The organism is Phenylobacterium sp. (assembly GCF_965284355.1).
Classification (GTDB): Bacteria; Pseudomonadota; Alphaproteobacteria; order Caulobacterales; family Caulobacteraceae; genus Phenylobacterium.
Map to the genome: position 1 here is coordinate 3,598,422 of NZ_OZ260078.1, position 26,176 is coordinate 3,624,597.

Below are 26,176 nucleotides of genomic sequence, written 5' to 3' on the forward strand. Positions count from 1 at the left end.
GCCGCCCTCGACCGTTTGTCGCAGGCCGCTTTGCAACCCGCCGGAACCGCGGGCATCCTGACGCAAAGGAGGCCCTCATGTTACGTCTGCTTGCGCTTTCGGCCGCCGCCGCCCTCTGCGCTGCGCCCGCCGTCGCCCAGACCTTCACCGCCGCGCCGACCGCAGCCGAGATGGCGGCTGTCTACCCTGAGAAGGCCAAGGCCCAGGGCGTGGGCGGCGCCGTGGAACTCGTGTGCACCGCTGCCCGGGACGGCAGTTTCGACGACTGCGCGATCCTGGGGGAGACGCCCCGCGGGCTGGGCTTCGGCGCTGCGGCGCGCAAGTTGGTCGAGAGCAAGCTGCGCGCGACCGGCGTCGCCAAGGGCGCCGAGACCCGGATCCCGATCACCTTCTCGGCCGACCTCGCCAGGGGCGACGCATTTTCGGTGAAGACCCCGGTGTGGACGTCGCTGCCCACTGTCGCAGACCTGCAGGCCGCGGCCCCCAAGACCGAGGGCGGGCCCAACAACGCCCGCGTCACCCTGGTCTGCGACGTGCAGGCGGGCGGGTCGCTCAGCGGCTGCAGCGTCGACCGCGAGGAGCCGGCAGGCGCGGGCTTCGGCCCGGCGATCCTGGCGCTGGCCCCCAAGTTCCAGGTGGCCCTGATGAGCGCCGAAGGCATGCCCACGGTCGGCGGCAAGGTCCGCGTGCCGGTGCGGTTCGACCTGAAGCCTGTAGAGCAGGCGGCGAAGTAGCTACCGTCCCCGCCACCACTTCAGGCCCACGCGCTCGGCGGCCTCCAGCAGCGCGTGCAGCGCAACGCCCATCGCGCCCAGCACCACCAGGGCGGCGATCATCCGCGCCGTCTGCAGCTTGTTGCCGGCGTCCAGCATCTGCCAGGCCAGCCCCTGGACCTTGCCCGAGCCCGCCCCGAACTCGGCCACCACCGCGCCGATCAGCGCCAGGCCCGCGCCCACCTTGTGGCCCTCCAGCAGGAAGGGGACGGCCGAGGGCAGCCGCAGCCTCAGCACCGTCTGCCAGCGCCCGGCGCCATAGAGCGCGAACAGCCGCTCCAGGTCGGGGTCGGCCGAGCGCAGGCCCGCCGCCGCGCCCGAGAAGATCGGGAAGAACGCCACCAGCACCGCCAGCGCCACCAGCGCCCGCTCCGGATGGTCCAGCCCCGCCCAGATCAGCAGCAGGGGCGCGATCGCCACGACCGGTGTGACCTGGACCACAGACGCCAGCGGCCGGATCGCCCGGTCGATGAGCGGGCTCAGCGCGGTGGCGATCGCCACCGCCTGGGCGATCACGCTGGCCACCACCAGGGCGATCACGGCGGTCGAAAGCGTTGTCGCCGACGCCTTCAGCAGGACCGGGAAGTTGTCCTTCAACGCCACCGCCACAGCCGACGGCGCCGGCAGGAAGTAGGCGGGCACGTGCATCGCCCGGCAGGCGATCTCCCATCCCGCCAGCAGCAGGATCACCAGGATCAGGGGCGGTGCGATCCGGCTCACGCCGCGACGCCCTGCGCCAGGGCCTCGGATACCGCCTCGGCGGTGGCGCGGAAAGCCGGGGTGGTGCGGAACTGTTCGGGTCGCGGGATCGGCCCCGCCACGGGGAATTCCGCCCCGATCCGCCCGGGGCCCTTGGTCATCACCACCACCCGCGAGGCCATGTAGACGGCCTCCTCGACGTTATGGGTCACGAACACGATGGCGGGCTTCGAGCCCGACCACAGGCTCAGCACGTCGTCGGCCAGGGTGCGGCGGGTGATCTCGTCCAGCGCCGCGAACGGCTCGTCCAGCAGCAGCAGCCGGGGCTCGGTCACCATCGCGCGCGCCAGCGACACCCGCATCGCCATGCCGCCCGACAGCTGCGCCGGCCGCTTGGCCTCGGCCCCCGCCAGGCCCACCCGCGCCAGCGCCGCATCCGCGCGGTTCAGCGCCTCGCCCTTGGCCACCCCTGACAGCTCCAGCGGCAGCGCCACATTCGCCCGCGCCGACAGCCAGGGGGCCAGAGTCGGCGCCTGGAAAACCACCGCCGTCTCGCCACGTCCGGCCGCCCGCGTCACCGCGCCCCGCGTCGGCGCCTCCAGCCCGGCCAGCAGCCGCAGCGCCGTCGACTTCCCGCAGCCCGACGGCCCCACCAGCGCCACGCACTCGCCCGCCTCCACGCCCAGGCTCACCGGCCCCAGGACGCGCCCGGACGCGTAGTCGACTTCGACGTTCTCCAGCGCGGCGACGGTCATCAGTTCCTCCCCTGCGAAGCGGGGAGGGGGACCACGAAGTGGTGGAGGGGCGCTGCCGCGGCCGGACGGCCGCGCACGGCCCCAACGCCCCCTCCACCACTTCGTGGTCCCCCTCCCCATCGCGATGGGGGAGGACCTTGAGCGCCGCGCGACGCTCACTTCGCCAGGAACTCCAGCGTGTAGGCTTTCTTCGGGTCCAGGGTCTTGGGATAGACGCCCTGGGCGGCGGCCACGTCGTAGAAGGCCTTCCAGCGTGCGTCGGTCATCGCGCCCACGGCCGCGCCCTCGTCGCCGTCGACGATCTTGTAGGCCTTCAGCTTCTCGCGGGCCTGCGCCAGCACGTCGGGGGTCATCTCGGGATTGTCCTTGCGGATCAGCGCATCGGCCGCCGTCGGATCGCCGTTGAGATAGTCGCGCCAGCCCGCGGCGCTGGCCTCGACGAAGGCTTTCACCGCCGCCGGGTTCTTGGCGATCATCTGGTCGGTGGCCAGCACCATGGTGGCGTAGCCGGGGTAGCCCTCGTCGGCCAGAAGGAACACCTGCGGCTTCACGCCGGCCTGCTTCTCGATCGTGTAGGGCTCGCTGGTCAGATAGCCCTGCTGGGCCGCGCGCTTGTCGGCCAGGAACGGCGCGGCGTTGAAGGTGTACTTGCGCACCTGGTCGTCGGTGAACCCGTACTTGGCCTTCAGCCACACCCAGAACGCGGTGACCGAGGCGTCGGCCAGCAGGATCGGGCGGCCCTTCAGGTCAGCGAGGCTCTTGGCCGTGCCCGGGTGCGCCATCAGCACCTGGGGGTCCTTCTGCATGAAGGCGGCGACCGCCTTCACCGGCACGCCCTCGTTGGCCAGGTTCATGACAATGAAGCTGTTCGAGCCCATGCCCAGCTCGACGGCGTTCGACGCCAGCAGCTGAGGCACGTTTACGCCCGGCCCGCCCTGGACGATCTCCACCTTCAGACCGCGCTTCGCATACTCGCCCGAGGCCAGCGCCTGATAGAACCCGCCTTGTTCGGCCTGGGCCTTCCAGTCGGTGGCGAAGCGGATGGTCACCGGCGCATCGGCCGAGGGGGCCGCGCTCTCGCTCGCCTTTTGCGGTGAGCAGGCCGCGACCATGGCAGCCACGGCCAGGACCAGGTTACGCAACAGCTTCATATCGTCCCCTCGATTTGGCGCTGAGGGTAGGGCGCAGCGGCGGCGCTTCCAAGCGCCCAATAGCAAGAGGGCGGCGCTCCGGTTTCCCGGCGCGTCGCCCTCTCATACAGATCCGTTGGGGGATCTGCGCCTTCCAGGCCAACCGTTCAGTTCGGTGCGGGTCGCCCCGCGGTTTTCCCTGATCGTCGGCGCCAGTCCTCCGGTTCCAGGCCCGGGTCGCCCCGGTTCTTTCCCCTTGCGCCTGCCGCTCCGCCCGCTGGCTTCCGGGTCCGCCGTTGCCGGTTTTTCCGTCCGCCGCGCCGCAGGTCCTGTCGGCAAGAGGACGGTGCGCCCGAACCTATTCTGGCGCAAGCGGGCCGGCCGGGCGGGCTGTCATCGACCTGTCGGCAACCTGTGACTCAGCGGTTGAAGGCCGGTGCAAGACGACCGACTTTCGCTGCAATGTCAGTCGCATGGCTCCATCCACAGGAAAGCCCGTGACGCCTTCAACGTCCGGCTTCGAGAGCCTCGCGGCGCTCTTCCAGCTCCAGCCATTCTTCCTCGGCCGACGCCAGTTGCCCCTGCGCCGCCTCCAGCGCGCGGGAGAACCGGTCGAAGGCCGCCGGGTCGCGGCTGTAGAGGTTCGGATCGGCCAGCGCCTTCTCCAGCGTGGCGATCTTGCCGGGCAGGTCCTGGATCATCGCGTCCAACTCGGCCAGGCGCCGCTGGTCCTTGAAGGTGAGCTTGGTGGCCGCCTTGGGCGCCGCCGGCTTCGGCGCGGGCTTGGGCGCTGCTTTGCCGACCTCCAGGGCCTGCGGCGCGCCGAAGAAGCCCGGGTTCTGGCTCAGGAAATCCTGCCAGCCGCCCGGCGTCTCGACCGCCCGGCCGGTCCCGTCCAGGCCGATGGTCGAGGTCGCCAGCCGGTCGATGAAGTCGCGGTCGTGGCTCACCAGGATCAGGGTGCCGTCGTAGTCGGCCAGCAGGTCCTCGAGCAGGTCCAGGGTGTCCATGTCGAGATCGTTGGTGGGCTCGTCCAGCACCATGACGTTGGCCGGATTTGCCAGGGCCCGGGCCAGCAGCAGGCGGTTGCGCTCGCCGCCCGAGAGCGTGCGGACCGGCTGGCGGAACTGGCTCTCCTTGAACAGGAAGTCCTTGGCGTAGCCCGCGTAGTGCATCGGGCGGCCGCGGACCATCACCTGGTCGCCGCCGCCGGGCGTGAGCACGTCCTTCAGCGTCATCTCGGGATCGAGTTCGGCCCGGCTCTGGTCGATGTACGTGACTTCCAGGTTCGTCCCCAGCTTCACCTCGCCCGCATCGGGCGCCAGATCGCCCAGCAGCAGCTTCACCAGCGTGGTCTTGCCCGCGCCGTTGGGACCTACGATGGCGATCCGGTCGCCGCGCAGGATCCGCGTCGAGAACGGCTTCAGCACCACGCGCTCGCCGAACGCCTTGGCGATTCCCTTCACCTCCGCGACCCGCTGGCCAGACGCGCCGGCGCTGGCGAGACCCATGTTCAACTGGCCGCGCTGGTCCTTCATCCACTGGGCCTTGGCCTCGCGCATGGCGTTCAGGCGGCGCAGGCGGCCCTCGTTGCGGGTGCGGCGGGCGGTGACGCCACGGGCAAGCCAGTGCATCTCCTGCTTGATGGTGACGGCCAGGCGACGGGCCTCCTCGGCGTCCTGCGCCTCGATCTTCTCGGCCCAGGCGTCGAAGCTGCCAAAGCCCTGATCCAGGCGGCGCACCTTGCGGTGTTCCAGCCAGAAGCACCGGCCCGTCACCCGCTCCAGGAAGGCGCGGTCGTGGCTGACGATGAGCGCGGCCGCGCGGCTGGCGGCGATCTCGGCCTCGAGCGTCTCGATGGCCAGGATGTCGAGGTGGTTGGTGGGCTCGTCCAGCAGGATCACGTCCGGATCCTCGGCGAACGCCTTGGCCAGCGCGGCGCGCCGCGTTTCCCCGCCCGACAGTCCCTGCGTGGATTTGGCCGGATCCAGCCCGAAGTCGTGCAGCGCCGCCTCGGCCCGGTGCGCCTCGGCCCCGCCCGACGTGGCGTACTCCAGCACCGTGGCCCCGGTGACCGGCGGCTCCTGCGGCACGTAGCTGATGCTGGTCCCCGGGCTCACCGTCCGCTCGCCGTCGTCGGCGGCGATCTCGCCCGCCAGGATGCGCAGCAGCGTCGACTTGCCCGCGCCGTTGCGCCCGACCAGGCAGGCGCGCGTCCGCGCCTCCAGGGCCAGGTCGACCCCGTCGAACAACATCAGCGGGCCATCCGCCAGGCGGACACCCTTCAGGGCCAGGATCGGCGCTCTCATGGGGGCCGGGAGATAGGCGAAAGTGACGGGCAGCGCCAACCTTTCCCGCCCCTTCACGGGAAGGGACAGCTTGGGCGGAAAGTTCGTGCTTCTGTCACACGTCCGTAGCGCATAAATCCCCCCGATGTCCGGCGAACCCTTCTGGCGGCGAAAGACCCTCGGGCAGATGACGGTCCCCGAGTGGGAGAGCCTGTGCGACGGCTGCGGCCTCTGCTGCCTGGTCCGCTTCGAGGACGAGGCGACAGACGAGGTCATTCCCACGCGCGTCCACTGCAAGCTGTTCGACCCGGATCGCTGCCAGTGCTCGAACTATGCCGAACGCCACAAGTACGTCCCCGACTGCATCAAGCTCACGCCGCACAACATCGAGGCGCTGGAGTGGATGCCGAAGTCCTGCGCCTACCGCCGCCTGCACGAGGGCCGTGACCTGGCCGAATGGCACCCGCTGATCTCGGGCGATCCGGAAAGCGTCCACCGCGCCGGCATCAGCGTCCGGGGCCAGACAATCAGCGAGGACGCCTTGGCCGATCCCGAAGACGCCCTGGATTTCGCCGCCTGGGACCTGATCATCGAACGCGGCGACGACTAGGCAGTCTCCGACCCGCGCAGCGTGCTAAGCCCGGCCCCATGAAGTGCCACTACATCAACCTCGACGCGGCGACGGGCCGTCGCGCGAACCTGGAAGCGGCGTTCCGGGCGGTGAACCCGGCCGGCTGGGAGCTGGTGCGCATCGCCGCGTCCGGCCCGGACGCAGCCGCCGGCGTGCCGGGGTCGATCACGGCGACGGAAAAGGCCTGCTGGCTCAGCCACCGGCGCGCCATCGAGGCTGCGCGGGGCGACGACGAGCCGGTGGTGATCGTCGAGGACGATGTCCGCTTCTCGCCCCGCACCTTCCCGATCCTGGGCGCCCTGGCGACCGCCGACTCCGAGTGGGACCTGCTCTATAGCGACGTCATCCTGACCGAGATCTCGTCGATGGTGGCCTACGCCCGCGACTGGCCCCAGCTGGCGCGCGCCGGCAACTTCCGCCTGCAAGACCTGGCGACGCTGCCGTTCGTGGGCGCCGCCGCCTACGTGGTCCGGGGCGGCTCCAAGCGCCGCGTGCTGGAGGCGCTCGACAGTCTGCCGTTCGACCGCGCCTACGACGTGGCGCTGCGCGACCTGATCCACGGCGGCGTGCTGCAGGGCCGCGCCTGTTTCCCGTTCCTGACCGCGCCCGGCGCCGACGCCGACGCCTCGACCATCCAGCCCTCGCAGCTCCAGTTCCGGGATGCGGCGATCAACGCCTTCCGTCGGCTGATGTTCGTCGACCGTGACCTGGAGGCCTCGCGCCGCGACGTCGCCGCGCTCGAGGCGGCGCACGGTGATCCGGCGGCGACAGTGGTCGGCGGCGTGCTGGGTGCGCTGGTCTCGTCCAGGATGGCCTAGGTGCGCATCGTGTGTGATATTTTCGCCACAGGCGAGGTTGCATGACGCAACCTGACCGCCAATCTAGTACTCACATCATCGACATGGTCTTTCGAGGAGTCTGACGAGCTTGGCGCGCGATCCCTACCAGGAACTGGGCGTATCCCGCACCGCCACCGCGGATGAGGTCCGCAAGGCGTTCCGCAAGCTCGCCAAGGAAAACCACCCGGACACCAATCCCGGCAACAAGGCGGCCGAGGAGCGCTTCAAGAAGGTCTCGGCGGCCTTCGACATCGTGGGCGACGCCGAGAAGCGCAAGAAATATGACCGCGGCGAGATCGACGCCGATGGCCGCGAGACCTCCATGGGGGGCGGTTTCGGCGCGGGCGGCCCCTGGGGCGCGGGCGGCGGCCCGGGCGGCGGGTTCGGCGGTCGCGCCGGCGGGCGGCCGGGCGGCGGCTTCCGCACCGAGACCTTCGAGGGCGCCGATCTGGGCGATATCCTGGGCGAGATGTTCGGCGGCGGGCGGCAGGGGCGCGCCGGCGGGGCCGGCGGCGGCTTTGGCGGCTTTTCCCGGCGTGGTGCCGGCACCCGGGCCAAGCTCGAGATCGACCTCGTCGACGCCATCCGCGGCGGCAAGCAGCGGATCGCCTTCTCGGACGGCCGCACCATCGACGTCACCATCCCCAAGGGCGCCCAGGACGGCCAGAGCCTGCGCCTGAAAGGGCAGGGCGCGCCCGGCCGCTCGGGCGCCGGCGACGCGTTCATCGAGATTGCGATCAAGCCGCACCCGCTCTATCGGCGGGAAGACGGCGCGCTGGTGATGGACCTGCCTATCGCCTTCTACGACGCGGTGCTGGGCGGCAAGGTCGAGGCGCCCACGCCCGACGGCCCGGTCAATGTCGCCGTGCCCAAGGGGGCCAACACCGGCACGCGCCTGCGCCTGAAGGGCCGCGGCCTCTCGGACGCCAAGGGCCATCGCGGCGACCTCTTCGCCCGCCTGGTCGTCGTCCTGCCCGAAGGCTCCGACCCCGCCCTCGACGCCTTCGCCGAAGAGGCCCGCGCGAAACGCCCCTACACGCCCAAGCGGCGGTAACCCCTTCTCAGGAACGTCATGGCCGGGCTTGTCCCGGCCACTCAGATACGAGGCGCTCGCAGCAAGACGCGCGGCATCGACGCCGCGGGTCATCAGTCGGACGACGGCGCTTCTGGGTGGCCGGGACAAGCCCGGCCATGACGTTCCAATTTAGGGGCGATATGGCCAGCGTAGCTGTTGGCCTAACCAACGTGACCTAATATCCGTGTTCAGCCGGGGTTCAGTCCGGCCCCCGTACTCAAGGTCTCCATGAAACGCCTCTTCGTCCTTGCCGTCCTGGCGCTGGTCGCAGCCGGTCCCTCCGTGGCCGATGCGCAATCCGGTCGTCCGGTGCTGGGCTTTGGCGAGGATCGTGGCCGCGGCGCCCAGGCGCCGCTGTCGCAGGTGCTGCGCAATCTCGCGGCGCGCTATCCCGGCCGCCATCTGAACACCACAACCGGCGACTACGGCGGTCGGCCCGCCTACTTCGTTCAGTGGCAGATGGAGAACGGTCGGGTGGTCGTGTTCGTTGTGGACGCAGAGAGCGGTCAGGTCATCGGCCGCCAAGGCGGCTGAACCCCAGAAGAGAGAAGGGACGCTTAGGTGCGCATCCTGCTTGTTGAAGACGATCCGGACCTGTCGCGTCAGCTGAAGCTGGCGTTGGGCGACGCCGGCTATGCGGTCGACCACGCCCCCGACGGCGAGGAAGCCCAGTTCCTGGGCGAGACCGAACCCTACGACGCCATCATCCTCGACCTGGGCCTGCCCAAGGTGGACGGGGTGTCGGTGCTGGAGCGCTGGCGGCGCGAGAATATGGCTTCGCCCGTGCTGATCCTCACCGCCCGCGGCGCGTGGAGCGAAAAGGTCGCGGGCTTCGACGCCGGCGCCGACGACTACCTGACCAAGCCGTTCCACACCGAGGAACTGCTGGCTCGCCTGCGCGCCCTGCTGCGCCGCACCGCCGGCCACGCCAGCCCGAACCTGGCCTGCGGCGGCCTGCGCCTTGATCCGCGCGCGGCCCGCGCCAGCGTCAACGGCGAGCCGCTGCGGCTCACCTCGCTGGAGTATCGCCTGCTGCATTACCTGATGATGCACCAGGGCCGGGTGATCAGCCGCACCGAGCTGGTCGAGCACCTGTACGACCAGGATTTCGACCGCGACTCCAACACCATCGAGGTGTTCATCGGCCGCGTGCGCAAGAAGATCGGCTCCGACCGCATCGAGACCGTCCGCGGCCTGGGCTACCGCCTGATCTGCCCGGCCGACGAGGTCGACGCGGAGGCCGCCAAGACGTGACGCCCGCGGGGGGAGCCGGCCCGCCATGAGCCTGCTTGAGGGCCTGACGCGACCTTCGCTCGCCCGGCGGCTGGTGATCCTGGCCTCGGGCGGGATCGTCGCCGCCCTGGCGATCGCCGCGGTCGTGCTGGCGCTGCTGTTCCAGCAGGCGGCGCTGCGCCGCTTCGACGCCAACCTGTCGGACCTGATCGACAACCTGATCGCCGGCACCACCATCGAACAGGGCGAGGTGGTGGCTCCGGCGCTGACCGATCTGCGGGCCCTGCGCGCGCTCTCCGGCCGCTATTGGGAGATCGCCGAGGTCACGCCCGACGGCAAGATGCGGGCGGTCGAGGAGCTCACCTCGCGCTCCCTCTACCAGTCGGAACTGTACATCCCGCCCGACCTGGCCCAGCGGCTGCAGGCCGATCCGGGCAAGCCGATCGCCTATGACGCCCCCGGCCCCCAGCCGGGCGAAAGGGTCCGGGTGCTGGCCCGCTGGACCACCTTCTACGGCCTGAAGCAGCCGTTGGTGTTCCTCGCCGCAGAGGACAGCCGCCCCGTCGACCGCGAGGTGCTGGGCTTCGTCACCGCCACCGCCGTCGCGTTCGGCCTGCTGGGCCTGGGCCTGATCGTGGCCGTGATCGTCCAGGTGCGCGTGGGGCTGCGCCCTCTGTTCCGCCTGCGCACCGAAGTGGCCGAGGTGCGGCGGGGTAAGACCGAGCGCCTGCAGGGCGCCTATCCCTCGGAACTACGGCCGCTCACCGACGAACTCAACGCCCTCGTCGCCCACAACCAGGAGACCGTCGAGCGCCAGCGCACCCACGTCGGCAACCTGGCGCATGCCTTGAAGACCCCGATCTCGGTGATGATCACCGAGGCGGCCCAGCGCCCGGGCCCTCTGGCCGACGTGGTCACCCGCCAGGCCGACGTCATGCGCCAGCAGGTCGATCACCACCTGCGCCGCGCCCGCGCCGCCGCCCGCAGCCAGGGGCAGGGCGAGCGCACGTCGGTGGCCGAGGTGCTGGACGAGCTGGCCCGCACGCTGGAGCGCATCTTCCGCGACAAAGGCGTCACCATCGACTGGGACGCCCCCGACGACCTCTGGTTCTTAGGCGAGCGTCAGGACTTCATGGAGATCGCCGGCAACGCCATGGAGAACGCCGGCAAGTTCGGGCGGCGCAAGGTGCGGGTGCGCGCGGTCGCCGACGGCCCCGAGACCCTGCGCCTCACCGTCGAGGACGACGGCCCCGGTCTCACCCCCGACCAGCGCGAGGAGGTGGTGCAGCGGGGGGCCCGTCTGGACGAGAGCGCGCCGGGTTCCGGCCTCGGGCTCTCGATCATCGACGAGCTGTCGCGGGCCTACCGGGGCTCACTGGAGCTGGGCGGGGCCAGCCTGGGCGGCCTGGCCGTGATCGTGCGCCTGCCGCGCGCCGCGGACTGAAAACCTCAATCTTGGGAAAGCTTTAACCCTACGCTCCCATGCTGAGGGCTAACGGCGTTCGGCCGGGACCCGAGCAAGAATGACGGCGCTTCCGGAGCGCAAGATCGAGATCGTGCGACGCCTGGTCGAGAGCGCTCCAGACCGCGTGGTCGGGAGCCTGCAACAGGCGCTGTCCGCCACGCCGCCCGAAAGCGCGTTGGGCGCGGTCAAGGCCGTGGTCGAGACCGAGGTGGCCGACCGCAATCTCCGCAACATCGTCTTTCAGCCCATCGCCCCCTTGTGCGTCGGCGGTGACGCCCACGGTCTGACGTTCCCCGCGCGCTCGCTCTCCTTCATCTGGCGGGCCTTGAAGGCCGTGGTCCCCGACGACGTCGAGGAACTGCGGGCCGACGCCTACGCCGACCCGCGCAAGCGCATCGACGCCCAGGACCGGTTGGTCGCCGCCGCCCTGGCCGGGCTGCGCCAGGGCTCTCATCCCGATTTCGTGTCTGCCTCCGCGGCGGCTGACGACTTCCGTGGCGGCGCGGCCGCGCAGCTGATGGCCTGCCTGGAGATTTCCGCTGTGGTGCGGCGGGCGACCGGACGCCTGGCCGAATGGATCGCCCATCCCGGCGGCGAGACCGCTGCGGGCGCACGCCTGGCCTACAAGGACGCGGTCGAGATCTCCGACGACGCCGGCCCGCGCTTCTTCCACATGCTGGCCGCCCAGATGGCCCACCCGTGGATGATCATGCGCATCATCTCTGCGGTGATGGACAAGCCCAACGAACGCTACATGAAGGACTCCGAGGTCTCGAGCTTCGCCGAGGCCCTGATGGACGAGATCGACGCCTCGATCGCCGCGATCGCCGGCATGAGTCTGGACGACGGGCCCCAGGTCGGCAGCGTGGGCGCGCAGCGCGCCGAACTGGCCGTCCAGCAGATCCTGGAGATGGAAGCCTCGGTCGAGCTGCCGCGCGATCAGGGGTGGGGCCAGCGGGTCGTCAAGCAGCGCGCGGGCCTCGCCGGCGTCATCGAGGGCCGGCTGAAGGAAGCCGAACGCCTCGCCATCGAGTCGCTGCCGATGTTCGCGCCGCGCAACCAGCGCGTCCGCCACCAGATCCCGCTGCTCTCGGAGATGCCGAACCAACGGCTGGTCGTCAGCATCACGACGCTGCTGACCTTTGCGCAGGATCTGCGGTCCATTGCGAACTACGGCGGCTTTTCGAGCGCCCGCAACAAGCTGATCGAGAAGCTGGGCGAGTACATCGACCACTACGTCGAATCCGCCGTGGACCTCGTGCGCGCCGACGAGGTCGAGGATCGCGCGATCGCGGCGGCCTTCCTCGAGACCGCGGCCGCCTACAACCATCTGATACGCGGGGAAAAGGCGGCCGAAATCACCCGCCGCCGCGCCCACGTCGCCCTGGCCCCCGATCCTCAGTCGCTCGCCGGCTGAGTCAGGCCCCGGCGGCCGCCGAGCCCCTGGCCCGGCGATTGCAGCGAACATGTTCCACGACCCTTGCAACGAGGGCCTGGTCCAGGGCTATTCACAACGTTCTATGCGCGCGCCGTCCCTACGATTGTCCGAGCTGCTCCGTGCGAGCGCGTCCAAGAGCGCGCCCGTCGAGCTCCTGCTCGACTCGTGGTCCCAGGTGGAGGACGCGGTGCTCGCCGACACGGGCCACGCCCGCGAGGACTTCGACGCCGCCTCCAGCGCGCTGCCGCCGATCGCGGGCGCCATCTCCGACCGCCGCGCGCTGGCCACCGCCGTCCTGACGGTCGCCGGCCAGGTCTGCTTCGCCGACGCCGCCTATCGCGAGCTGTTCCCGGACGTCGCAGACCTGCGTCCCCTTCTGAAACGCGCGCGCCGGGAAGGTCCCGTCGTGAGCCTGGTGGAGGGCGTGGCCGCCGCGGCCTTCACCGCCTGGATCGGCGACGCCGAGGCGGCCGCCCGCTGGCCCCTCGACCCCGAGGCCAAGGCCGCCCTGGCCGCCGGGCCCGATCGGCTGGTGGTCGTGGTCGGCGCGCCGTCCCGCTCGTCCGAACTGGCCCGTCGCGCAGCCCGGGTGTTGGACCTCACGGCCCTGGAAGCCCGGCTGGCCGAGGCGCTGATGTTCGCGCCCAATCTCGAGGTGGCGGCCGCCGACGCCGGGGTGGGTCGCGAGACCGCCCGCGACGCGCTGCGCCGCATCAACGCCAAGGCCGGCGTTCGCCGCACGCCCGAGCTGATCGGCCGCCTGATCGGCGTCATGTGCGTGGCCCAGGCGAACGGCGAAGACGACGAGGCGCTGTCGGAGACGGCCTTCGGCCTCACCCCCGCCGAGGCCCGGGTCGGCGCCCAGATCGCCCGCGGCCTGACCGCCCCGGAGACCGCCCAGGCCCTCGGGCTCAGCCCCGAGACCGTCAAGACCCACATGAAGGCGGTTCTGAACAAGACCGGGGCCAAGGGCGCCAAGGACTTCGCCCGCCTGCTGGGCGAGGCCCGCGAGCTGGTGGCCGTCGCCTCGGCCTCGGAGTCGGTGTTCGGCGAGCAGGAGGGCGGCGGACGTCTGCGCGTCATCTCCTCGCTCGACGGCGCGCGCCGCATCGCCCTGATCGACTATGGCCCCTACGACGCGCAGCCGGTGCTGGTGTTTCACGGGGCCGCGGCCGGCCGCCGGCTGCCCGATGGCGTCCGCCAGGCCATGATCGCCGCCGGCCTGCGCCCGATCGTCGTCCAGCGTCCGGGTTTCGGGCTGACCGACCCGACGGGCGGCGACTATCCCGCCACCGCGGCGGCCGACATGGCCGCGGTGATCGAGCGCCTGCGCCTGCGCAAGATCCACGTGCTGGCCCGCGACACCGGCACGCCGACCGCCCTGGCATTCGCTCACGCCTACCCCGACCTTCTCGATCGCATGGTGCTGATGAACCCGCATCCGCCCATGTACCTGGAGGACCAGCGGACCACCTTCGTGGCCTCGGTCCAGCGCCACCTGCTGCGCAATCCCGATCTCGTCGTGACCTTCGCCGAGTTCCTGCGCCGCCAGGCCACGACACGGCTTCTGGAGCGCATCCTCTTCAAGGCCCTGGAAGCGGACACCGACCTGCGAGCCCTCGAGGATCCTGCGGTCCGTCAGTTCCTGATCCGCGACATCCAGGCCATGTGCGCCCGGTCGGTCTACGGCTTCGCCGCCGAGCACGCCGTCTACGCCAACGACTGGCGGCCGGCCCCGGCGTCGACCCGGCACACCGGCTGGATCGTGGCCCAGTCCACCGGCCTGACGGGCCACGTCGACCCCGCCTGGATCGGCGTGCGCGACCTCAGGATCGTCGAGCTTCCCGGCGCCGGCGTCCTGCCTCAGTTCACCCACCCGACCCTGCTCGCCGGGCTGTTCGGCTAGAGTCCGGTCGGGCCTGAAGTGACACCCCCATTCGGGGGAGGGCGCCGCGAATTCCGCGACTTAGCTTGTCCCCAACAGCGCTTCATGGGGGCATACATGCGCAAGATCATCACCACCGCCGCGGCGCTTGCCGCGCTTCTCTCGGGCTCGGCCGCGTCGGCCCAGGGACTGCAGGTCAGCTACGCCACGGACGCGACCATGGACTGCGCGGCGATCGCCGCCGAGTCCGGCCGCATGGACCAGCTGGTCGCCGCCGCCAACGCCAAGGTGGGCAAGGCCGACGGGTCGGCGCAGGGCGCCAGCCTGGCCTCGACCGTCGCCGTCGAAGGGCTGGCGCGCTCCGGCATGCTGGCGCGGGTGCCCGGCGTGGGCATGTTCGCCAACCAGGCCGCCGGCATGGCCAAGCAGCGCGCCGCCCAGGTGCGCGCCCAGGCCGAGAGCGAGATCCAGGTCGCGACCACCCGCAAGGCGGTCATGGTGGGCCTCTACACGGGCAAGGGCTGTGACGCCGCGCCCACCGCCGCAGCGCCCGCGGCCGCGGCCGAACCCGCCGCGGCCGCGCCCACGGGATTCTGATCCGCCTTCCAGGCTTGGAGCGCAAATCTCCCGATCTGCGCTCCGGGAGGGCCACCCGTGATTCCGCGCAGGCCGGCCGGCGGGGCGACGCCCCCATGCGATCCTCTGCAGGACGGCTTTTCACGGGTGGCCGCATCCCCGGCCCCGGCGCCTCGGCGCCGGGTCTTCCCGCACAGGAATCGGGCCGCATTCGCGTTCACGGCGAACCCGGTTGCCTTCGCGCCACCCCTTCGCCAAAGCTGCATCATGGCGGTCGCCTCAAATTCTCCGGGTAAAAGGCCGCTGGCCGTGAAGGTCGGCGGGCTTGCGATCAGCCTTGCGATCGCCGCGGCTCTGGTCGCCGCCACCACGCTGCTGCGCGCCGCGCTGTCGCCCCACCTGGGCGTGCTTTCGCCCTTCATGCTCTACATCGCCGCGGTTCTCGCCGCGGGGCTGCTGCGCGGTCCGCTGTGCGGGGCGCTGGTGATGCTGGGCGGCGGCGTGGTGGGGTTCCGGCTGTTCCTCAGCCCTGGCGGGGTCAATCAACACGGCGCCGAGCTGGCGCTCATGATGTTCTGGGGTGTCTCGGCCCTGGTGCTGCTGACCGCCAACGAACTGCGCGTCCAGCTCAAGGGCGCCATGGCGCGGCTCAGCGCGGCCCTCCAGCGTCACGGCCCGGCGTCACAGTGAAGCGTTAATTTCTCCCGCAAGGGGAGAATTGTCGGATATCGAACACAACCTTCTGGCGCGGCGTGTATAGTGGAGCTGCCGTAGGAAGGGTGACCCCCGATGCCCCTCTTCTCGTTCTACCCCTGCCGCAAGGACGGATCGTCCACGGCGTTCGAGACCTTCGAACAATACAGCGACGACGACGCGCTCGAACGCGCCAATCAGGTGCTGCGCGAACACGACAGCGCGGTCGAGGTCGTCGTCTGGCAGGGTGAGCGGCGCGTCGGCGCCGTGCAGCGGTTGGGCGCCGACGCCTGATCCAAGCTTGCTCTTGATCGCGGGTTCGGCCAAAGCGACCTCATGTCGAGTGTCCCAGCCAAGGATCGGCGTGTCGCGGCGGTGCGCATCATGGCCGCCGTCAGCGTCGTGCTGGCCATCATGTGCGTGACCCTGGCCTGGGCCTGGACCGAGCAGCGCGAGGAAGCCGCCTGCTGGCGCATCGCGGCGGAGTTTCAGCGCATCCCGGAAAGCGACTGCCGCGGCTCGTTCTGGGCCAGCCGCGACGCCACCGACGACGCCTCGCCGCCGCCCTGACCGTGTTGCGGACCTTCCTGGCGCTCGCCGCGCTCGCGTTCGCCCTGCCGGCCGCCGCCCAGACCCCGGCGAAGACCCCGCCCGTCCTCTATCGCAACGCCACGCTCATCGACGGCACGGGCGCGCCGGGCCGGCCCGGCATGTCGGTGCTGGTCGAGGGCGAAAGAATCACAGCCGTCCGTCCTGACGCCCAGCTCGTCGCCCCCGCCGGCGCCCGCGTGGTGGACCTGACCGGCAAGGTCATGGCGCCCGGCCTGATCGACAGCCACGAACACCTGGCCACCCCGCCCAACCGCATCCGCGCCGAGGCCGGCCTGCGCCGTGATGTCTACGGCGGCGTCACCCTGGTGCGCGACATGGCCGACGACCTGCGCGCCGTCGCCGAACTGGCCCGCGCCAGCCGCAAGGGCGAGATCGCCGCCCCCGACATCCGCTATGCCGCTCTGATGGCGGGCCCCAGCTTCTTCGCCGACCCGCGCACCATCGCGGTCAGCTACGGCTACACGCCCGGAAAGACGCCCTGGATGCAGGCCATCGACGCCGGGACCGACCTGCGGGAGGCCGTGACCCTCGCCCGCGGCACGTCGGCGGCGGCGATCAAGATCTATGCGAACCTGCCCGGCGACCTCGTGGCGAAGATCACAGCCGAGGCCCATCGCCAGGGCCTGCAGGTGTGGGCGCACACCGCCGTCTACCCCGCCACGCCGGCCGAGGTGGTCGCCGCCCGCCCCGACGCCATGAGCCACGCCTGCAGCCTGGGCCACGCCGTGGCCGGCACGCCGGGCTCGTACCAGTCGCGCACGCCAATGGACGACAAGCCGTTCCTGGCCGCCGACAACCCGGCGGTCGAGGCGCTGCTCCAGAAGATGAAGGCGGCCGGCATCGTGCTGGACGCCACCACCAGCATCTACCAGCAGGCCCGTCCGGGCGGTCGTCCCGGTCTGTGCTCGGGCGCCATGTCCGAGGCGCTGGCCCGCCAGGCTTACAAGGCCGGCGTCACGATCAGCGCCGGCACCGACTGGGTCGCCCCCTACGACGACCCCTGGCCCACCCTGCACAAGGAGATGGCGGCGCTGGCCAAGGCCGGCCTGCCGCTGAACGAAGTGATCAAGGCCGCCACCCTCAACGGCGCCCGCGCGGCCGGCGCCGAGGATGAGGTGGGCACGATCCAGGCCGGCAAGCTGGCCAACCTGATCGTGCTGGCCAAGGACCCCACCGCCGACCTTGAGAACCTCAAGACCCTGGAGCTCACGGTCAAGCGCGGCCGCGAGTACCGCCGTTCCGACTTCACGCCCCTGACCAAGGCCGAGATGGAAGAGGCGGAGTAGGGGCTCATAGGCTGCTCGCCGGTCTGGACGGAGCCACTTGCCCCATCCCCTGAACGTCATGGCCGGGCTTGTCCCGGCCACCCAGAAACGCAGGCGATGCCGAAGGCGCGCTGGCGGCGCGGCCGCGACTCCCGCCGCTAGCGACGGCGCATCTGGGTGGCCGGGACAGGCCCGGCCATGACGCTCAATAGGTAGGGAGATCCTAGCTCTTCGGCTTCAGGTCCGGTCGCGAGGCCAGGAACGCGGCCCGCTCGGCGGCGGTCAGCACCTTGGCCTTCTTCTGCCGCGACACCTTCGGCGTCGGCGGGGCGTAGGTGGCGGGGCGCTTGGGGGGAGGGCTCATCGCTTGCGGAACCTCGAGGCCTCGGCGGCCAGTTTGCTCACCCAGGCTTCGGGTTCGTCGCTCTCGGCCTGGAAGGGGAGCGTCCCCGCCACGCCACGGATCGCCAGCCACAGCGGCCCGCAGAAATGGCCCAGCACGCGCAGCGCCCGGCGCTTGTCGTCGGTGACGTCCCAGCCGGCGTCCTCGAAGGCGAACACCTGGGCGCCCGGCGGCTTGGTCTCGATGTTGTCCCACCCGGCGGGCCGCTCCACCGCGTCGGCCTCGTCGGCGGTCAGGCCGAACAGCGCGGTGGCGCAGGCGTCGATCTCGGGATGCTCGGCGCGGGCCTCGGGCTCGGCGAAGTCGCGCTTCATCAGCGCCTTCAGCTCCAGGTCCGCGACGCCGGGCAGGTCGATCAGGCGGCGCAACGGCGGCTTGCTGGTCATGCCCACCGCCTAGCCCGGATGGCGCGCCTTGGCGAGCGGCATGGACTGCCTCTCCTGCGGCGCCGCGCCGTTCCGTAAGGGCGGAGCCAGGATTCCCGTCGCATCGCCCGTGGAGTTTGCTAGCTTCGCGGCCGTTCAGGGGGAGACCGGATCACATGCAGACGCGCTCAGCCGCGACGGGCCTCGCCCTGACGCTCTTCGCGACGGTCGCCCTCGCTCAGCCTGCGCCGCGCAATGCGGTCGGCAAACCCGACCTGTCCGGCGTCTGGTCCAATGTCTCGCTCACCAAGCTGGAGCGCCCGTCGGCTTTCAAGGGTCCCACGCTCACCGAGGCCGAGGCCAAGCGGATCGCCGCCGCCGATCCCCTGAAGGCCGCGGCCGCCGCCGACTCCAAGCCCAGCGACCCCAATGCCGGCGCCCCGCCTCCCACCGACGGCGCCATCGGCAGCGCCCACAGTGCGGTGTTCCTCGACGCCGGCGACAGCTTCGCCAAGGTCAAGGGCGAGTACCGCACCTCATGGATCGTCGAGCCCGCCGACGGCCGCATGCCGATGACCGATCTGGCGCGGCGCCGCGCCCGCGAGGCCGCCGCCATGTCCAACCGCATGGACCCCACCGGCCCCGAAGAGCTGGCCCCCAACGACCGCTGCCTGATCGGCTCGCGCGGCTCGGGCGGGCCAGGGATGCTCAACAACATCTACAACTCGAACTACCGCTTCCTGCTCACCCCCGACGCCTTCGTGGTCATCGTCGAGATGGGCTTCGGCGTGCGCACCATCCCGATCCTGAAGGACAAGGCCGCCGCCCAGGCCGCCCACGGGCCCGCCGCGCTGCATCCCTGGATGGGCGACGCCACCGCCTGGTGGGAGGGCGACGTGCTGGTCATCGAGACGATCAACGTGAACCCGGTCCAGGGCCGCTTCGGCCCGATCTTCCTGTCCGAGAAGGCCCGGGTCACCGAGCGCCTCACCCGCGCCTCGGCCAAGGAGATCGCCTACGAGTTCCAGGTGGAGGATCCTGTCCACTACACCCAGCCCTGGCGGGCCGAGATGACGCTCACCGCCCTCGACGGCGACATCTACGAATACGCCTGCCACGAGGGCAACTACGCCATGACCGGCATCCTCGGCGGCGCCCGCGCCAAGGAAGCCCAGCCCGGCTCAGCCCCGTAAGCGCCGCAGGCGTCGTCATCTCGAACCACGAAATACACGAAAGGGCGGGCCGCCTCCTTGGGCCGCGAAGCGGCGTCCGCCGCCCTCTTGTCCGCGTGCTTCCGCGTTCCTCCTATCCGGTGGATCGATCGCCCGCTGCGCGGGCAGGGGCCTAAGGTCCCTTTCGTGTATTTCGTGTATTTCGTGGTTCAAATCCTACGGCGCTGACCTGCGTCAGAATCCGTGCAGGTGCCCCCAGGCTTCCAGCGGGTCGCGGTCGGTGCGCCAGGTGTTGATCGGGGCGTCGGGGTCGCGGAAGCCCAGGGCCATGCCGCAGAACAGCATCTGCTCCGGCGGCGCCTCCAGGAACCCCTCGACCGTCCTGGAGAACACCGACCAGTACTCCTGCGCGCAGGTGTCCAGCCCCTGCTCGATGGCCAGCAGCATCAGCGTCTGGATGTACATCCCCAGGTCCGACCACTGCGGCGGGCCCATGTTGCGTTCGATCAGGAAGAACACACCCACCGGCGCGCCGAAGAACTCGGTGTTGCGCGCCAGTTGCCGGAAGCGCCCGGCCTTGTCCTCGCGCGGGATCCCGATCGAGGCATAGAGGTCCTCGCCGCACTTGAATCGCCGCGACCGATAGGGCTCCCACAGGTTGTCGGGATAGATCGCATAGCTGGGCGCAGCATCCGGCCCGTTGGCCCGCACCTGCGCCAGCAGCGCCGCCAGCCGCTCGCCCGTCACCGCATGCACGTGCCACGGCTGCAGGTTGCCCCCGCTGGGCGCCCGGCCGGCGCGCTCCAGCAGTTCGCGCACAGTGGCCGCAGGGATCGGATCGGGCCGGAACGCCCGGATGGAGCGGCGGTGCTCGACCGCCTCGGAAACCTTCATGTCAGCGTCCCCCACCTGCCGCATCGGCCAGCGTCAAAACCGTTTTGCCCGCGCCCTGGCCCGACAGGGCGAACTCCAGCGCGGCGGCGAAGTCCTCAAGCGCGAACGATCGGCCGACCGGCGGCGCGAGCGACGCCTCCGCCACCCAGCCGATCAGCTCGTCGAGCTCCGCGGCGGCGCGTTCGGCCTCGAACAGCAGGAACTGGCGTACGTCCACGCCCACCAGCGCCGCGCCCTTCATCAGGGTCAGGTTGGCCGGCAGCGCCGGGATCGGCCCGCCCGCGAAACCCACCACCAGATGCCGCCCGCCCCAGTTCAGCGACCGGAACGCCGGCTCGAACAGGGGCCCGCAAACCGGATCGAACACCACGTCCGGGCCGCGCCCGCCGCCCGCGTCCTTCAGCCGCTCGCGCCAGCCCTCGGGCGCGGTGTCGATGGCCACGTCCGCGCCGTGCGCCAGCGCGAACGCGCGCTTCTCGTCGCTCGACGCCGCCGCGATCACCGTGGCGCCCAGCCGCTTGCCCACCTGCACCGCCGCCATGCCCACGCCGCCCGCCGCGCCCAGCACCAGCAGGCGCTCGCCGGCTTTCAGGCCCGCCCGGTCGCGCAGGCCGTGCAGCGCCGTCAGGTGGTTGATCCGGAACCCCGCCGCCTGGCCGAAGCTCATCGCGTCCGGCAGCTTCACGACCGACGCCGCCGGGGCGACCGCGAACTCGGCGAACCCGCCCCGCACCGTCGCCATCACCCGCTCGCCCACCGTCAGCCCCTCGACCTCGGCGCCCACCGCTGCGATCCAGCCGCCGGCCTCCTGGCCGGGCGTGTGGGGCAGCGGCGGCTTCACCTGATAGCGGCCCAGCGAGACCAGCGCGTCCACATAGCCCACGCCGCAGGCGGCGACCTCGATCACCACCTCCTTGGGCCCCGGCGTCGGGACCGCGACTTCGATCAGCCGGTAGTCGGCGATCGACTCCAGCGTCTGGGCCTCGACTTTCCGCATCATCTCTCCCGCCTTCAGCGACCCGAACTTAGGCCCGCTCACGCGACGGCGCCTTCCAGGAATTGCGGCCTCGCCGACAGCTGGAAGCGGCCCCTTCTAGAGCCCCAGGTCGCTCAGCCCCGGATGGTCATCGGGCCTGCGCCCGAGCGGCCAGTGGAACTTGCGGTCCGCCTCGGCGATGGGATGCTCGTTGATGCTGGCGTAGCGGCGATGCATCAGTCCGTCGGCGGCGAACTCCCAGTTCTCGTTGCCATAGGCGCGGAACCAGTTGCCGCTGTCGTCGTGGTATTCGTAGGCGTAGCGCACCGCGATCCGGTTCTCGGCGAACGCCCACAGCTCCTTGATCAGGCGGTAGTCCAGCTCCTTGGCCCACTTGCGCGCGAGAAACGCCTCAGCCTCGGCGCGGCCCTTCGGAAACTCGACCCGGTTCCGCCAGACGGTGTCTTCCGTGTAGGCGAGCGCCACCCGGGCCGGATCGCGGCTGTTCCAGCCGTCTTCGGCCAGCCTCACCTTCTCGCGGGCGGTCTCGAGGGAGAACGGGGGCAGTGGCGGACGTGACATGTCGGGCTCCTGGTCGTTGAGGTTTGTGACGGCTAGAGATCCAGCAGCAGGCGCTCGCCGCCCGTCGCCGACGGGTCGGCCGGGACGGCGCAGCAGATCAGCGCGCTGCCGTCGGGGATCGGGGCCTCGGGCGTCTTCGGGTAGGCGACGGCGCCGCTCAACACCCGGACGGCGCACGTGCCGCAGTTCCCGCCCCGGCAGCTGAACTCGGGCGTGAGACCCCGCGCCTCGGCCAGCTCGAGCAGCGAGCCCGACTCCGGCGTCCAGCGGGCCTCCTTGCCCGACGCGACGAAGGCGACGGGCACGGGCTGCGTCGCGGGCGGCGGTCCGCGATCTGCGGCCGGCGCGTTCAGGCTCCGCTTCAGCGACGCGGGGCCGAACGCCTCGGCGTGAATCCGCGCGTCCGGCGTGCCGATGTCGCGCAGCTGGTCGTACAGCCCTTGCATGAAGGCCGGCGGCCCGCACAGGTAGAAGTCGTAGCCGTCCAGCGGCAGGACGCTGCGCAGCGTCGCGATGTCGAGCCGGCCCTGCACGTCGTAGTCCTCGGGCCGGGCGTCGGTCGTGTCCGCCAGGATGCGCACCACCTTCACGGCGCCCTCCGCGCGCGCCTGCAGCTCGGCGATCTCGGCGTCGAACGCCCGCTCGGCCCGCGAGCGCGCGGCGACGAACACATAGGTCGGGCGCACCCGCCGCTTGCGCAGGCCTTCGAACACGATCGTCCGCAGCATCGCCAGGATCGGCGTGATCCCCACGCCCGCCGCCAGCAGCACCGCCGGCCGGGGCTCCAGCGCGTCGATCGTGAAATGGCCGGCCGGCGCACGCGCCTCGATGATATCGCCCACCTTCAGGGTGTCGTGCAGGTGGGTCGAAACCAGGCCCTGGCGCTTGACGCTGATGCGGTAGTGGCCGTCCGACGGCGCCGTCGAGATCGTGTAGGTGCGGATGACGGGCGCGTCCTGACCGCCCGCGCGGAGGCGGATCGGCAGGTGCTGTCCCGCCGCGTGCGCCACGATGCCTTTGCCGTCCGCCGGCTCCAGATGGATCGAGCGGATCACGCGGCTCTCATCGACGATGCGAGCCACCCGGAACGGCCGCCACTGCGACTTCAGCGCCTCGGCCTCCAGCCGGGCGGCTGCCTCGGCCCAGTCGCCGGTCATCCGGTTGTTGGGCGAGTCGCCGTCGGCCTGCGCCACGAACCGAAGCGGCAGCGCCGCCTTGCGCAGCACCACCTTGCGTGGGCGGAACACCCAGAGCCGCTCCGCGCCCTGGAACGCGGCGATCTCAGGCGAATCCAGCACGACTTCGGCGTCGCCCGTCAGCTGCAAAAGGTCGCCCGTCCGGAAGTCCGGGAAGACGAGGCCCGCCCGCGGGTTCAGCAGGAAGTTGCCCAGCGTGTTGAAGTGCAGGTTGCCGGCGAAGTCGGGGATGGTCAGCGACCCGTCGGCGTTGATCCGCACGAACCCCGGCTTGCCGCCTCGGTGCGACGCATCGACGTGGCGACCCGCGGCGTCCTCGATGTACGAGGCCACGAAGAAGGTGTCGGCCCCTTCGATCATCTCGCGGACGCGCGGATCGCTCAGGTCGGTGGTCGTGGTCAGATCCGCCGGCGTCGGCCTGCCGGGCGCACGGACGAACTCGAAGTCGCGCAGGCGGATGTACTGCGGGCAGTTGCCGAACGCGTGCTCGACCTCGACGCCGAAGCGGCCGTCGCCCTCGCGCCGCACATGGCCGTTCATGCGATTGCGCCGGCGCGTGTGCAGCTCGATGCCCAGCAGGCCCACCGCCGCGCCGTCGCCCAGCCCTCCGGTGGCGGGGTCGGCGGGATCGGCCTGCGTCGCGAACTCCAGCCGGCGCGGGTCGGGGCTGGTCATGAAGCCGGGATACCCCGCCACCAGGGTCGCCCAGGCGTCGCCCGCCCCATCGACAGCGCCCAGCACGATGAAGGGCAGCTGCCGATAGAACGCGCGATGCTGGTCCGGCATGTGGTCGCGGATGACCCGACGCCCGAACTGCTCGAGGCGCTCGGCCACCCCCACCGTTCGCTGCAGGGTCACTTCGCCTTCATGGAAGGGCGAGGGCGTGGTGTTGGGTTCGCCAGACATGCCGGACTCCTCGGGAACGGGGGAAGCGAGGGGAATGCGCCCCTCTCGCGACTTAAGCGGCGAGACCGACCGGGGTCGCGCCGAACGCGACGAAGCCGGGCAGCGCCTCGATGCGGCTGAGCCAAGCCCGGACGTTCGCATAGTCCGAGAGGTCGACGTTCCCCTCGGGAGCGCGGGCGATGTAGCTGTAGAGCGCCACATCGGCGATCGTCGGACGGTCGGCGGCGATCCATTGGCGGCCGGCGAGTTCGGCTTCGATGACCTTCAGGACGGCATGGGCGCGGCCGATCACCTCTTCGGGGTTGAACCCCGCGTTGAAGATGGTGACCAGGCGGGCGGCGGCGGGGCCGAAGGCGATCTGGCCGGCGGCCACCGAGAGCCAGCGCTGGACCGCGGCGGCGGCGGCGGGGTCTTCCGGCAGCCAGTCGGTCCGGCCGAACTTCTTGGCGGCGTAGATCATGATGGCGTTGGAGTCGGGCACGATCACGCCGTCGTCGTCCAGCAGCGGAACCTGGCCGAAGCGGTTGAGGGCCAGGTACTCGGGCGACTTGTGCTGACCCTTGGCCAGGTCGACATCGACGATCTCCACGTCGGCTCCGATGAGCGACAGGAAGAGGCGGGCCCGGTGGGCGTGGCCCGAGATCGGGTGGAAGTAGAGTTTCATGGGAAGGGCTCCAGGGGTTGGCCGGCGTTCCGGCCCCCCAGAGATGCGACAGAACGCTTGGCGTAAGAACCGCCACTGTGATCAAGTCAGCGTTCCGGAAAATGGAATAACAATCGGAGCCGGGGATGGATCGCTTCCACGCGATGCGCGTGCTGGTGCGGATCGCCGACACCGGCGGGTTCGCCGAGGCCGCACGCCAGCTGAACCTCAGCCCGCCGGCGGTCACGCGCGCGGTCGCAGGCCTCGAGGACTTGATCGGCGCGCGCCTCCTGACCCGCACCACCCGGCTGGTGAAGCTGACCGAGGTGGGCCAGCGCTACGTGGAGGACTGCCGCCAAATTCTCGCCGCCATGGAGGAGGCCGAGGCCGCCGCCGCCGGCTCGTACGCGCGCCCGACCGGCGTGATCACCATCACCGCCTCGGTGCTGTTCGGCCAGATCTACATCGTGCCCATCGTCACCGACTTCCTCGACGCTCATCCCGAGGTCACCGGGCGGCTCCTGTTCCTGGATCGCGTGACCAACCTCGTCGACGAGGGCATCGATGTGGCGATCCGGATCGGCCACCTCCCGGATTCCAGCCAGACCGCGATCAAGGTCGGCTCGGTGCGCCGCGTCGTGTGCGGGGCGCCCGGCTACTTCGAGCGGCACGGCGTCCCCGACCATCCATCCGACCTCACCCGCCACCGGATCATCGCGGCGACCAGCGCCTGGACGTCCCTGGACTGGCGCTTCGGTCCGGACTCCAGGATCGTCACGCACGTGACGCCCGCCCTGTTCTGCAATTCCAACGAGGGCGCGATCAGCGCGGCCCGGTCTGGGTGGGGCCTCACGCGCGTGCTGTCGTACCAGATCGGCCCCGACCTGCTGAGCGGCGCCCTGCAGACCACCCTGGACGATTTCGAGGAAGCGCCGCTTCCCATCCATATCGTCCATCCCGAGGGGCGGAACGCCTCAGCGAAAGTGCGCGCCTTCGTGGACTTCGCCGCCGCCCGCCTGCGCGCCAACCGGTTCGTGAACTGATGGCAGTGTTCCACTATTTGGAATAGTGGATTGTCCAGGACGCCGATTATCTACGTCGGCGTCGCGTCGTAACTCCTGGCCGCCCCGATCTGGGGGGTCTGGAGAACGACATGAGCGAGACGCGCACAGCCGGCGACGCCACCCCGCGAACCTGGTTTCGCACGCGCCTCGAGGCGCAGCTGCGGCTCGCGCTGCTCGGCGACACCGCCGGCCCGGCGACCCTGGCCCAGCTGATGAACCAGGCGCAGCGCGCCGGTCTCAGCGGCGCCGAGATCGACGCCGCGCTCGCCGGGCGAAGCTTCGAGGTGCGTACCTCGTCTCTCCTGGCCTACGCCCTGAAGCAGGGCGATCCGGTCGAGACCGACCTCAAGCGGCAGCGTGGGGCGCGCCTGGGCGTCACCGCCTCGGCCTTCGACCGCATCGCCCAGGCGACGGACCGGATCCTGCGGGACGCCCGCTGATGTTCCGCGCCTTCACCCGCCCGCCTGCCGCCACACCGCCGCGCCGCCGGAACGATCTCGGCGACATCGCCCCTCGGCGCCCGCGCCCCGACCGTCTCGCGTCCTTGTTCAGCGCCGAGCGCGCCGGCGAGGTCGGCCTTGAAACCCTGATGCGCGTCCTCTGACGCGTTCCCCGAAA

29 protein-coding genes are annotated in these 26,176 nt (G+C 71.0%); 18 read left to right on the top strand and 11 right to left on the bottom strand.

Annotation, left to right across the window (positions count from 1 at the left end):
• Positions 1 to 77: 77 nt before the first annotated feature.
• Complete coding sequence (locus ACQ66R_RS17780) at positions 78 to 734, top strand: energy transducer TonB (RefSeq protein WP_430424032.1); 657 nt, start codon at positions 78 to 80, stop codon at positions 732 to 734.
• On the opposite strand, the gene ACQ66R_RS17785 is transcribed toward ACQ66R_RS17780, so the two are convergent.
• The 4 genes from ACQ66R_RS17785 to ACQ66R_RS17800 form a co-directional block, all read right to left on the bottom strand.
• A complete protein-coding gene (locus tag ACQ66R_RS17785; RefSeq protein WP_430424034.1) occupies positions 735 to 1,493 on the bottom strand; it encodes an ABC transporter permease in 759 nt (252 codons plus the stop codon). It abuts the gene before it with no gap.
• Positions 1,490 to 2,227, bottom strand: coding sequence for an ABC transporter ATP-binding protein (locus tag ACQ66R_RS17790; protein ID WP_430424036.1), 738 nt, complete (start codon positions 2,225 to 2,227; stop codon positions 1,490 to 1,492). Before ACQ66R_RS17790 ends, ACQ66R_RS17785 begins: the two co-directional genes overlap by 4 nt.
• Positions 2,228 to 2,382: 155 nt before the next feature.
• Complete coding sequence (locus ACQ66R_RS17795; protein WP_430424038.1) at positions 2,383 to 3,378, bottom strand: ABC transporter substrate-binding protein; 996 nt, start codon at positions 3,376 to 3,378, stop codon at positions 2,383 to 2,385.
• 485 nt (positions 3,379 to 3,863) lie between these two features.
• Positions 3,864 to 5,666 (bottom strand): ABC-F family ATP-binding cassette domain-containing protein, encoded by a 1,803-nt coding sequence (locus ACQ66R_RS17800; protein ID WP_430426343.1) that lies wholly within the window; start codon positions 5,664 to 5,666, stop codon positions 3,864 to 3,866.
• Between the two features lie 124 nt (positions 5,667 to 5,790).
• On the opposite strand from ACQ66R_RS17800, the gene ACQ66R_RS17805 reads away from it, so the two are divergent.
• The 13 genes from ACQ66R_RS17805 (at position 5,791) to ACQ66R_RS17865 (ending at position 17,378) form a co-directional block, all read left to right on the top strand.
• Positions 5,791 to 6,255: a YcgN family cysteine cluster protein gene (locus ACQ66R_RS17805; protein WP_430424040.1), complete on the top strand. Its 465-nt coding sequence runs from the start codon at positions 5,791 to 5,793 to the stop codon at positions 6,253 to 6,255.
• A 38-nt stretch (positions 6,256 to 6,293) separates the two neighbouring features.
• Complete coding sequence (locus tag ACQ66R_RS17810) at positions 6,294 to 7,094, top strand: glycosyltransferase family 25 protein (RefSeq protein ID WP_430424042.1); 801 nt, start codon at positions 6,294 to 6,296, stop codon at positions 7,092 to 7,094.
• 109 nt (positions 7,095 to 7,203) lie between these two features.
• Positions 7,204 to 8,169, top strand: a complete 966-nt coding sequence (locus tag ACQ66R_RS17815; RefSeq protein WP_430424044.1) for a DnaJ C-terminal domain-containing protein — start codon at positions 7,204 to 7,206, stop codon at positions 8,167 to 8,169.
• 249 nt (positions 8,170 to 8,418) lie between these two features.
• Positions 8,419 to 8,724: a PepSY domain-containing protein gene (locus ACQ66R_RS17820; protein WP_430424046.1), complete on the top strand. Its 306-nt coding sequence runs from the start codon at positions 8,419 to 8,421 to the stop codon at positions 8,722 to 8,724.
• A 27-nt stretch (positions 8,725 to 8,751) separates the two neighbouring features.
• The gene (locus tag ACQ66R_RS17825; RefSeq protein WP_293362965.1) at positions 8,752 to 9,444 is read left to right on the top strand and encodes a response regulator transcription factor; all 693 of its coding nucleotides are present in this window, start codon (positions 8,752 to 8,754) and stop codon (positions 9,442 to 9,444) included.
• A gap of 25 nt (positions 9,445 to 9,469) precedes the next feature.
• The gene (locus ACQ66R_RS17830; RefSeq protein WP_430424049.1) at positions 9,470 to 10,867 is read left to right on the top strand and encodes an ATP-binding protein; all 1,398 of its coding nucleotides are present in this window, start codon (positions 9,470 to 9,472) and stop codon (positions 10,865 to 10,867) included.
• Between the two features lie 79 nt (positions 10,868 to 10,946).
• Positions 10,947 to 12,305 carry a hypothetical protein gene (locus ACQ66R_RS17835; RefSeq protein WP_430424051.1) on the top strand — a complete coding sequence of 453 codons (1,359 nt, stop codon included), beginning with the start codon at positions 10,947 to 10,949 and terminating at the stop codon, positions 12,303 to 12,305.
• 103 nt (positions 12,306 to 12,408) lie between these two features.
• Entirely contained in the window at positions 12,409 to 14,232 is a 1,824-nt protein-coding gene (locus ACQ66R_RS17840; RefSeq protein WP_430424052.1) for an alpha/beta fold hydrolase, read from the top strand.
• Between the two features lie 96 nt (positions 14,233 to 14,328).
• Positions 14,329 to 14,808: a hypothetical protein gene (locus ACQ66R_RS17845; RefSeq protein WP_430424054.1), complete on the top strand. Its 480-nt coding sequence runs from the start codon at positions 14,329 to 14,331 to the stop codon at positions 14,806 to 14,808.
• 246 nt (positions 14,809 to 15,054) lie between these two features.
• Positions 15,055 to 15,477, top strand: a complete 423-nt coding sequence (locus ACQ66R_RS17850; RefSeq protein ID WP_430424056.1) for a hypothetical protein — start codon at positions 15,055 to 15,057, stop codon at positions 15,475 to 15,477.
• A gap of 99 nt (positions 15,478 to 15,576) precedes the next feature.
• Positions 15,577 to 15,774: a hypothetical protein gene (locus tag ACQ66R_RS17855; protein WP_430424058.1), complete on the top strand. Its 198-nt coding sequence runs from the start codon at positions 15,577 to 15,579 to the stop codon at positions 15,772 to 15,774.
• Between the two features lie 42 nt (positions 15,775 to 15,816).
• A complete protein-coding gene (locus tag ACQ66R_RS17860) occupies positions 15,817 to 16,050 on the top strand; it encodes a hypothetical protein (RefSeq protein WP_430424060.1) in 234 nt (77 codons plus the stop codon).
• 2 nt (positions 16,051 to 16,052) lie between these two features.
• Entirely contained in the window at positions 16,053 to 17,378 is a 1,326-nt protein-coding gene (locus ACQ66R_RS17865) for an amidohydrolase family protein (protein WP_430424061.1), read from the top strand.
• Between the two features lie 202 nt (positions 17,379 to 17,580).
• Here the strand turns inward: ACQ66R_RS17865 and ACQ66R_RS17870 are convergent, their stop codons facing one another.
• Both ACQ66R_RS17870 and ACQ66R_RS17875 read right to left on the bottom strand, forming a co-directional pair.
• Positions 17,581 to 17,721, bottom strand: a complete 141-nt coding sequence (locus ACQ66R_RS17870) for a hypothetical protein (RefSeq protein WP_430424063.1) — start codon at positions 17,719 to 17,721, stop codon at positions 17,581 to 17,583.
• A complete protein-coding gene (locus ACQ66R_RS17875) occupies positions 17,718 to 18,146 on the bottom strand; it encodes a hypothetical protein (RefSeq protein ID WP_430424065.1) in 429 nt (142 codons plus the stop codon). Before ACQ66R_RS17875 ends, ACQ66R_RS17870 begins: the two co-directional genes overlap by 4 nt.
• Before the next feature lie 155 nt (positions 18,147 to 18,301).
• Here ACQ66R_RS17875 and ACQ66R_RS17880 point away from each other — a divergent pair, with 155 nt between their 5' ends.
• A complete protein-coding gene (locus tag ACQ66R_RS17880; protein ID WP_430424067.1) occupies positions 18,302 to 19,318 on the top strand; it encodes a hypothetical protein in 1,017 nt (338 codons plus the stop codon).
• Positions 19,319 to 19,531: 213 nt separating this feature from the next.
• On the opposite strand, the gene ACQ66R_RS17885 is transcribed toward ACQ66R_RS17880, so the two are convergent.
• Genes ACQ66R_RS17885 through ACQ66R_RS17905 form a run of 5 tightly spaced genes read right to left on the bottom strand, consistent with a single transcriptional unit; the run spans position 19,532 to position 24,515 of the window.
• Positions 19,532 to 20,191 carry a nitroreductase gene (locus tag ACQ66R_RS17885; protein ID WP_430424069.1) on the bottom strand — a complete coding sequence of 220 codons (660 nt, stop codon included), beginning with the start codon at positions 20,189 to 20,191 and terminating at the stop codon, positions 19,532 to 19,534.
• 1 nt (position 20,192) lies between these two features.
• Complete coding sequence (locus ACQ66R_RS17890) at positions 20,193 to 21,230, bottom strand: NADPH:quinone oxidoreductase family protein (RefSeq protein ID WP_430424071.1); 1,038 nt, start codon at positions 21,228 to 21,230, stop codon at positions 20,193 to 20,195.
• A 54-nt stretch (positions 21,231 to 21,284) separates the two neighbouring features.
• On the bottom strand, positions 21,285 to 21,749 hold the full coding sequence (locus tag ACQ66R_RS17895; RefSeq protein WP_430424073.1) for a DUF1348 family protein: 465 nt from the start codon (positions 21,747 to 21,749) through the stop codon (positions 21,285 to 21,287).
• Positions 21,750 to 21,781: 32 nt separating this feature from the next.
• Positions 21,782 to 23,851 (bottom strand): pyridoxamine 5'-phosphate oxidase family protein, encoded by a 2,070-nt coding sequence (locus ACQ66R_RS17900; protein WP_430424075.1) that lies wholly within the window; start codon positions 23,849 to 23,851, stop codon positions 21,782 to 21,784.
• Positions 23,852 to 23,903: 52 nt separating this feature from the next.
• Positions 23,904 to 24,515, bottom strand: a complete 612-nt coding sequence (locus tag ACQ66R_RS17905; RefSeq protein WP_430424077.1) for a glutathione S-transferase family protein — start codon at positions 24,513 to 24,515, stop codon at positions 23,904 to 23,906.
• Positions 24,516 to 24,640: 125 nt separating this feature from the next.
• Between ACQ66R_RS17905 and ACQ66R_RS17910 the strand changes: the two genes are divergently transcribed.
• The 3 genes from ACQ66R_RS17910 (at position 24,641) to ACQ66R_RS17920 (ending at position 26,162) form a co-directional block, all read left to right on the top strand.
• The gene (locus ACQ66R_RS17910; RefSeq protein WP_430424079.1) at positions 24,641 to 25,537 is read left to right on the top strand and encodes a LysR family transcriptional regulator; all 897 of its coding nucleotides are present in this window, start codon (positions 24,641 to 24,643) and stop codon (positions 25,535 to 25,537) included.
• 110 nt (positions 25,538 to 25,647) lie between these two features.
• Complete coding sequence (locus ACQ66R_RS17915; protein ID WP_430424081.1) at positions 25,648 to 25,998, top strand: hypothetical protein; 351 nt, start codon at positions 25,648 to 25,650, stop codon at positions 25,996 to 25,998.
• On the top strand, positions 25,998 to 26,162 hold the full coding sequence (locus tag ACQ66R_RS17920; protein WP_430424083.1) for a hypothetical protein: 165 nt from the start codon (positions 25,998 to 26,000) through the stop codon (positions 26,160 to 26,162). The genes ACQ66R_RS17915 and ACQ66R_RS17920 overlap by 1 nt, the downstream gene beginning before the upstream one ends.
• The last annotated feature ends 14 nt before the right edge of the window (positions 26,163 to 26,176 follow it).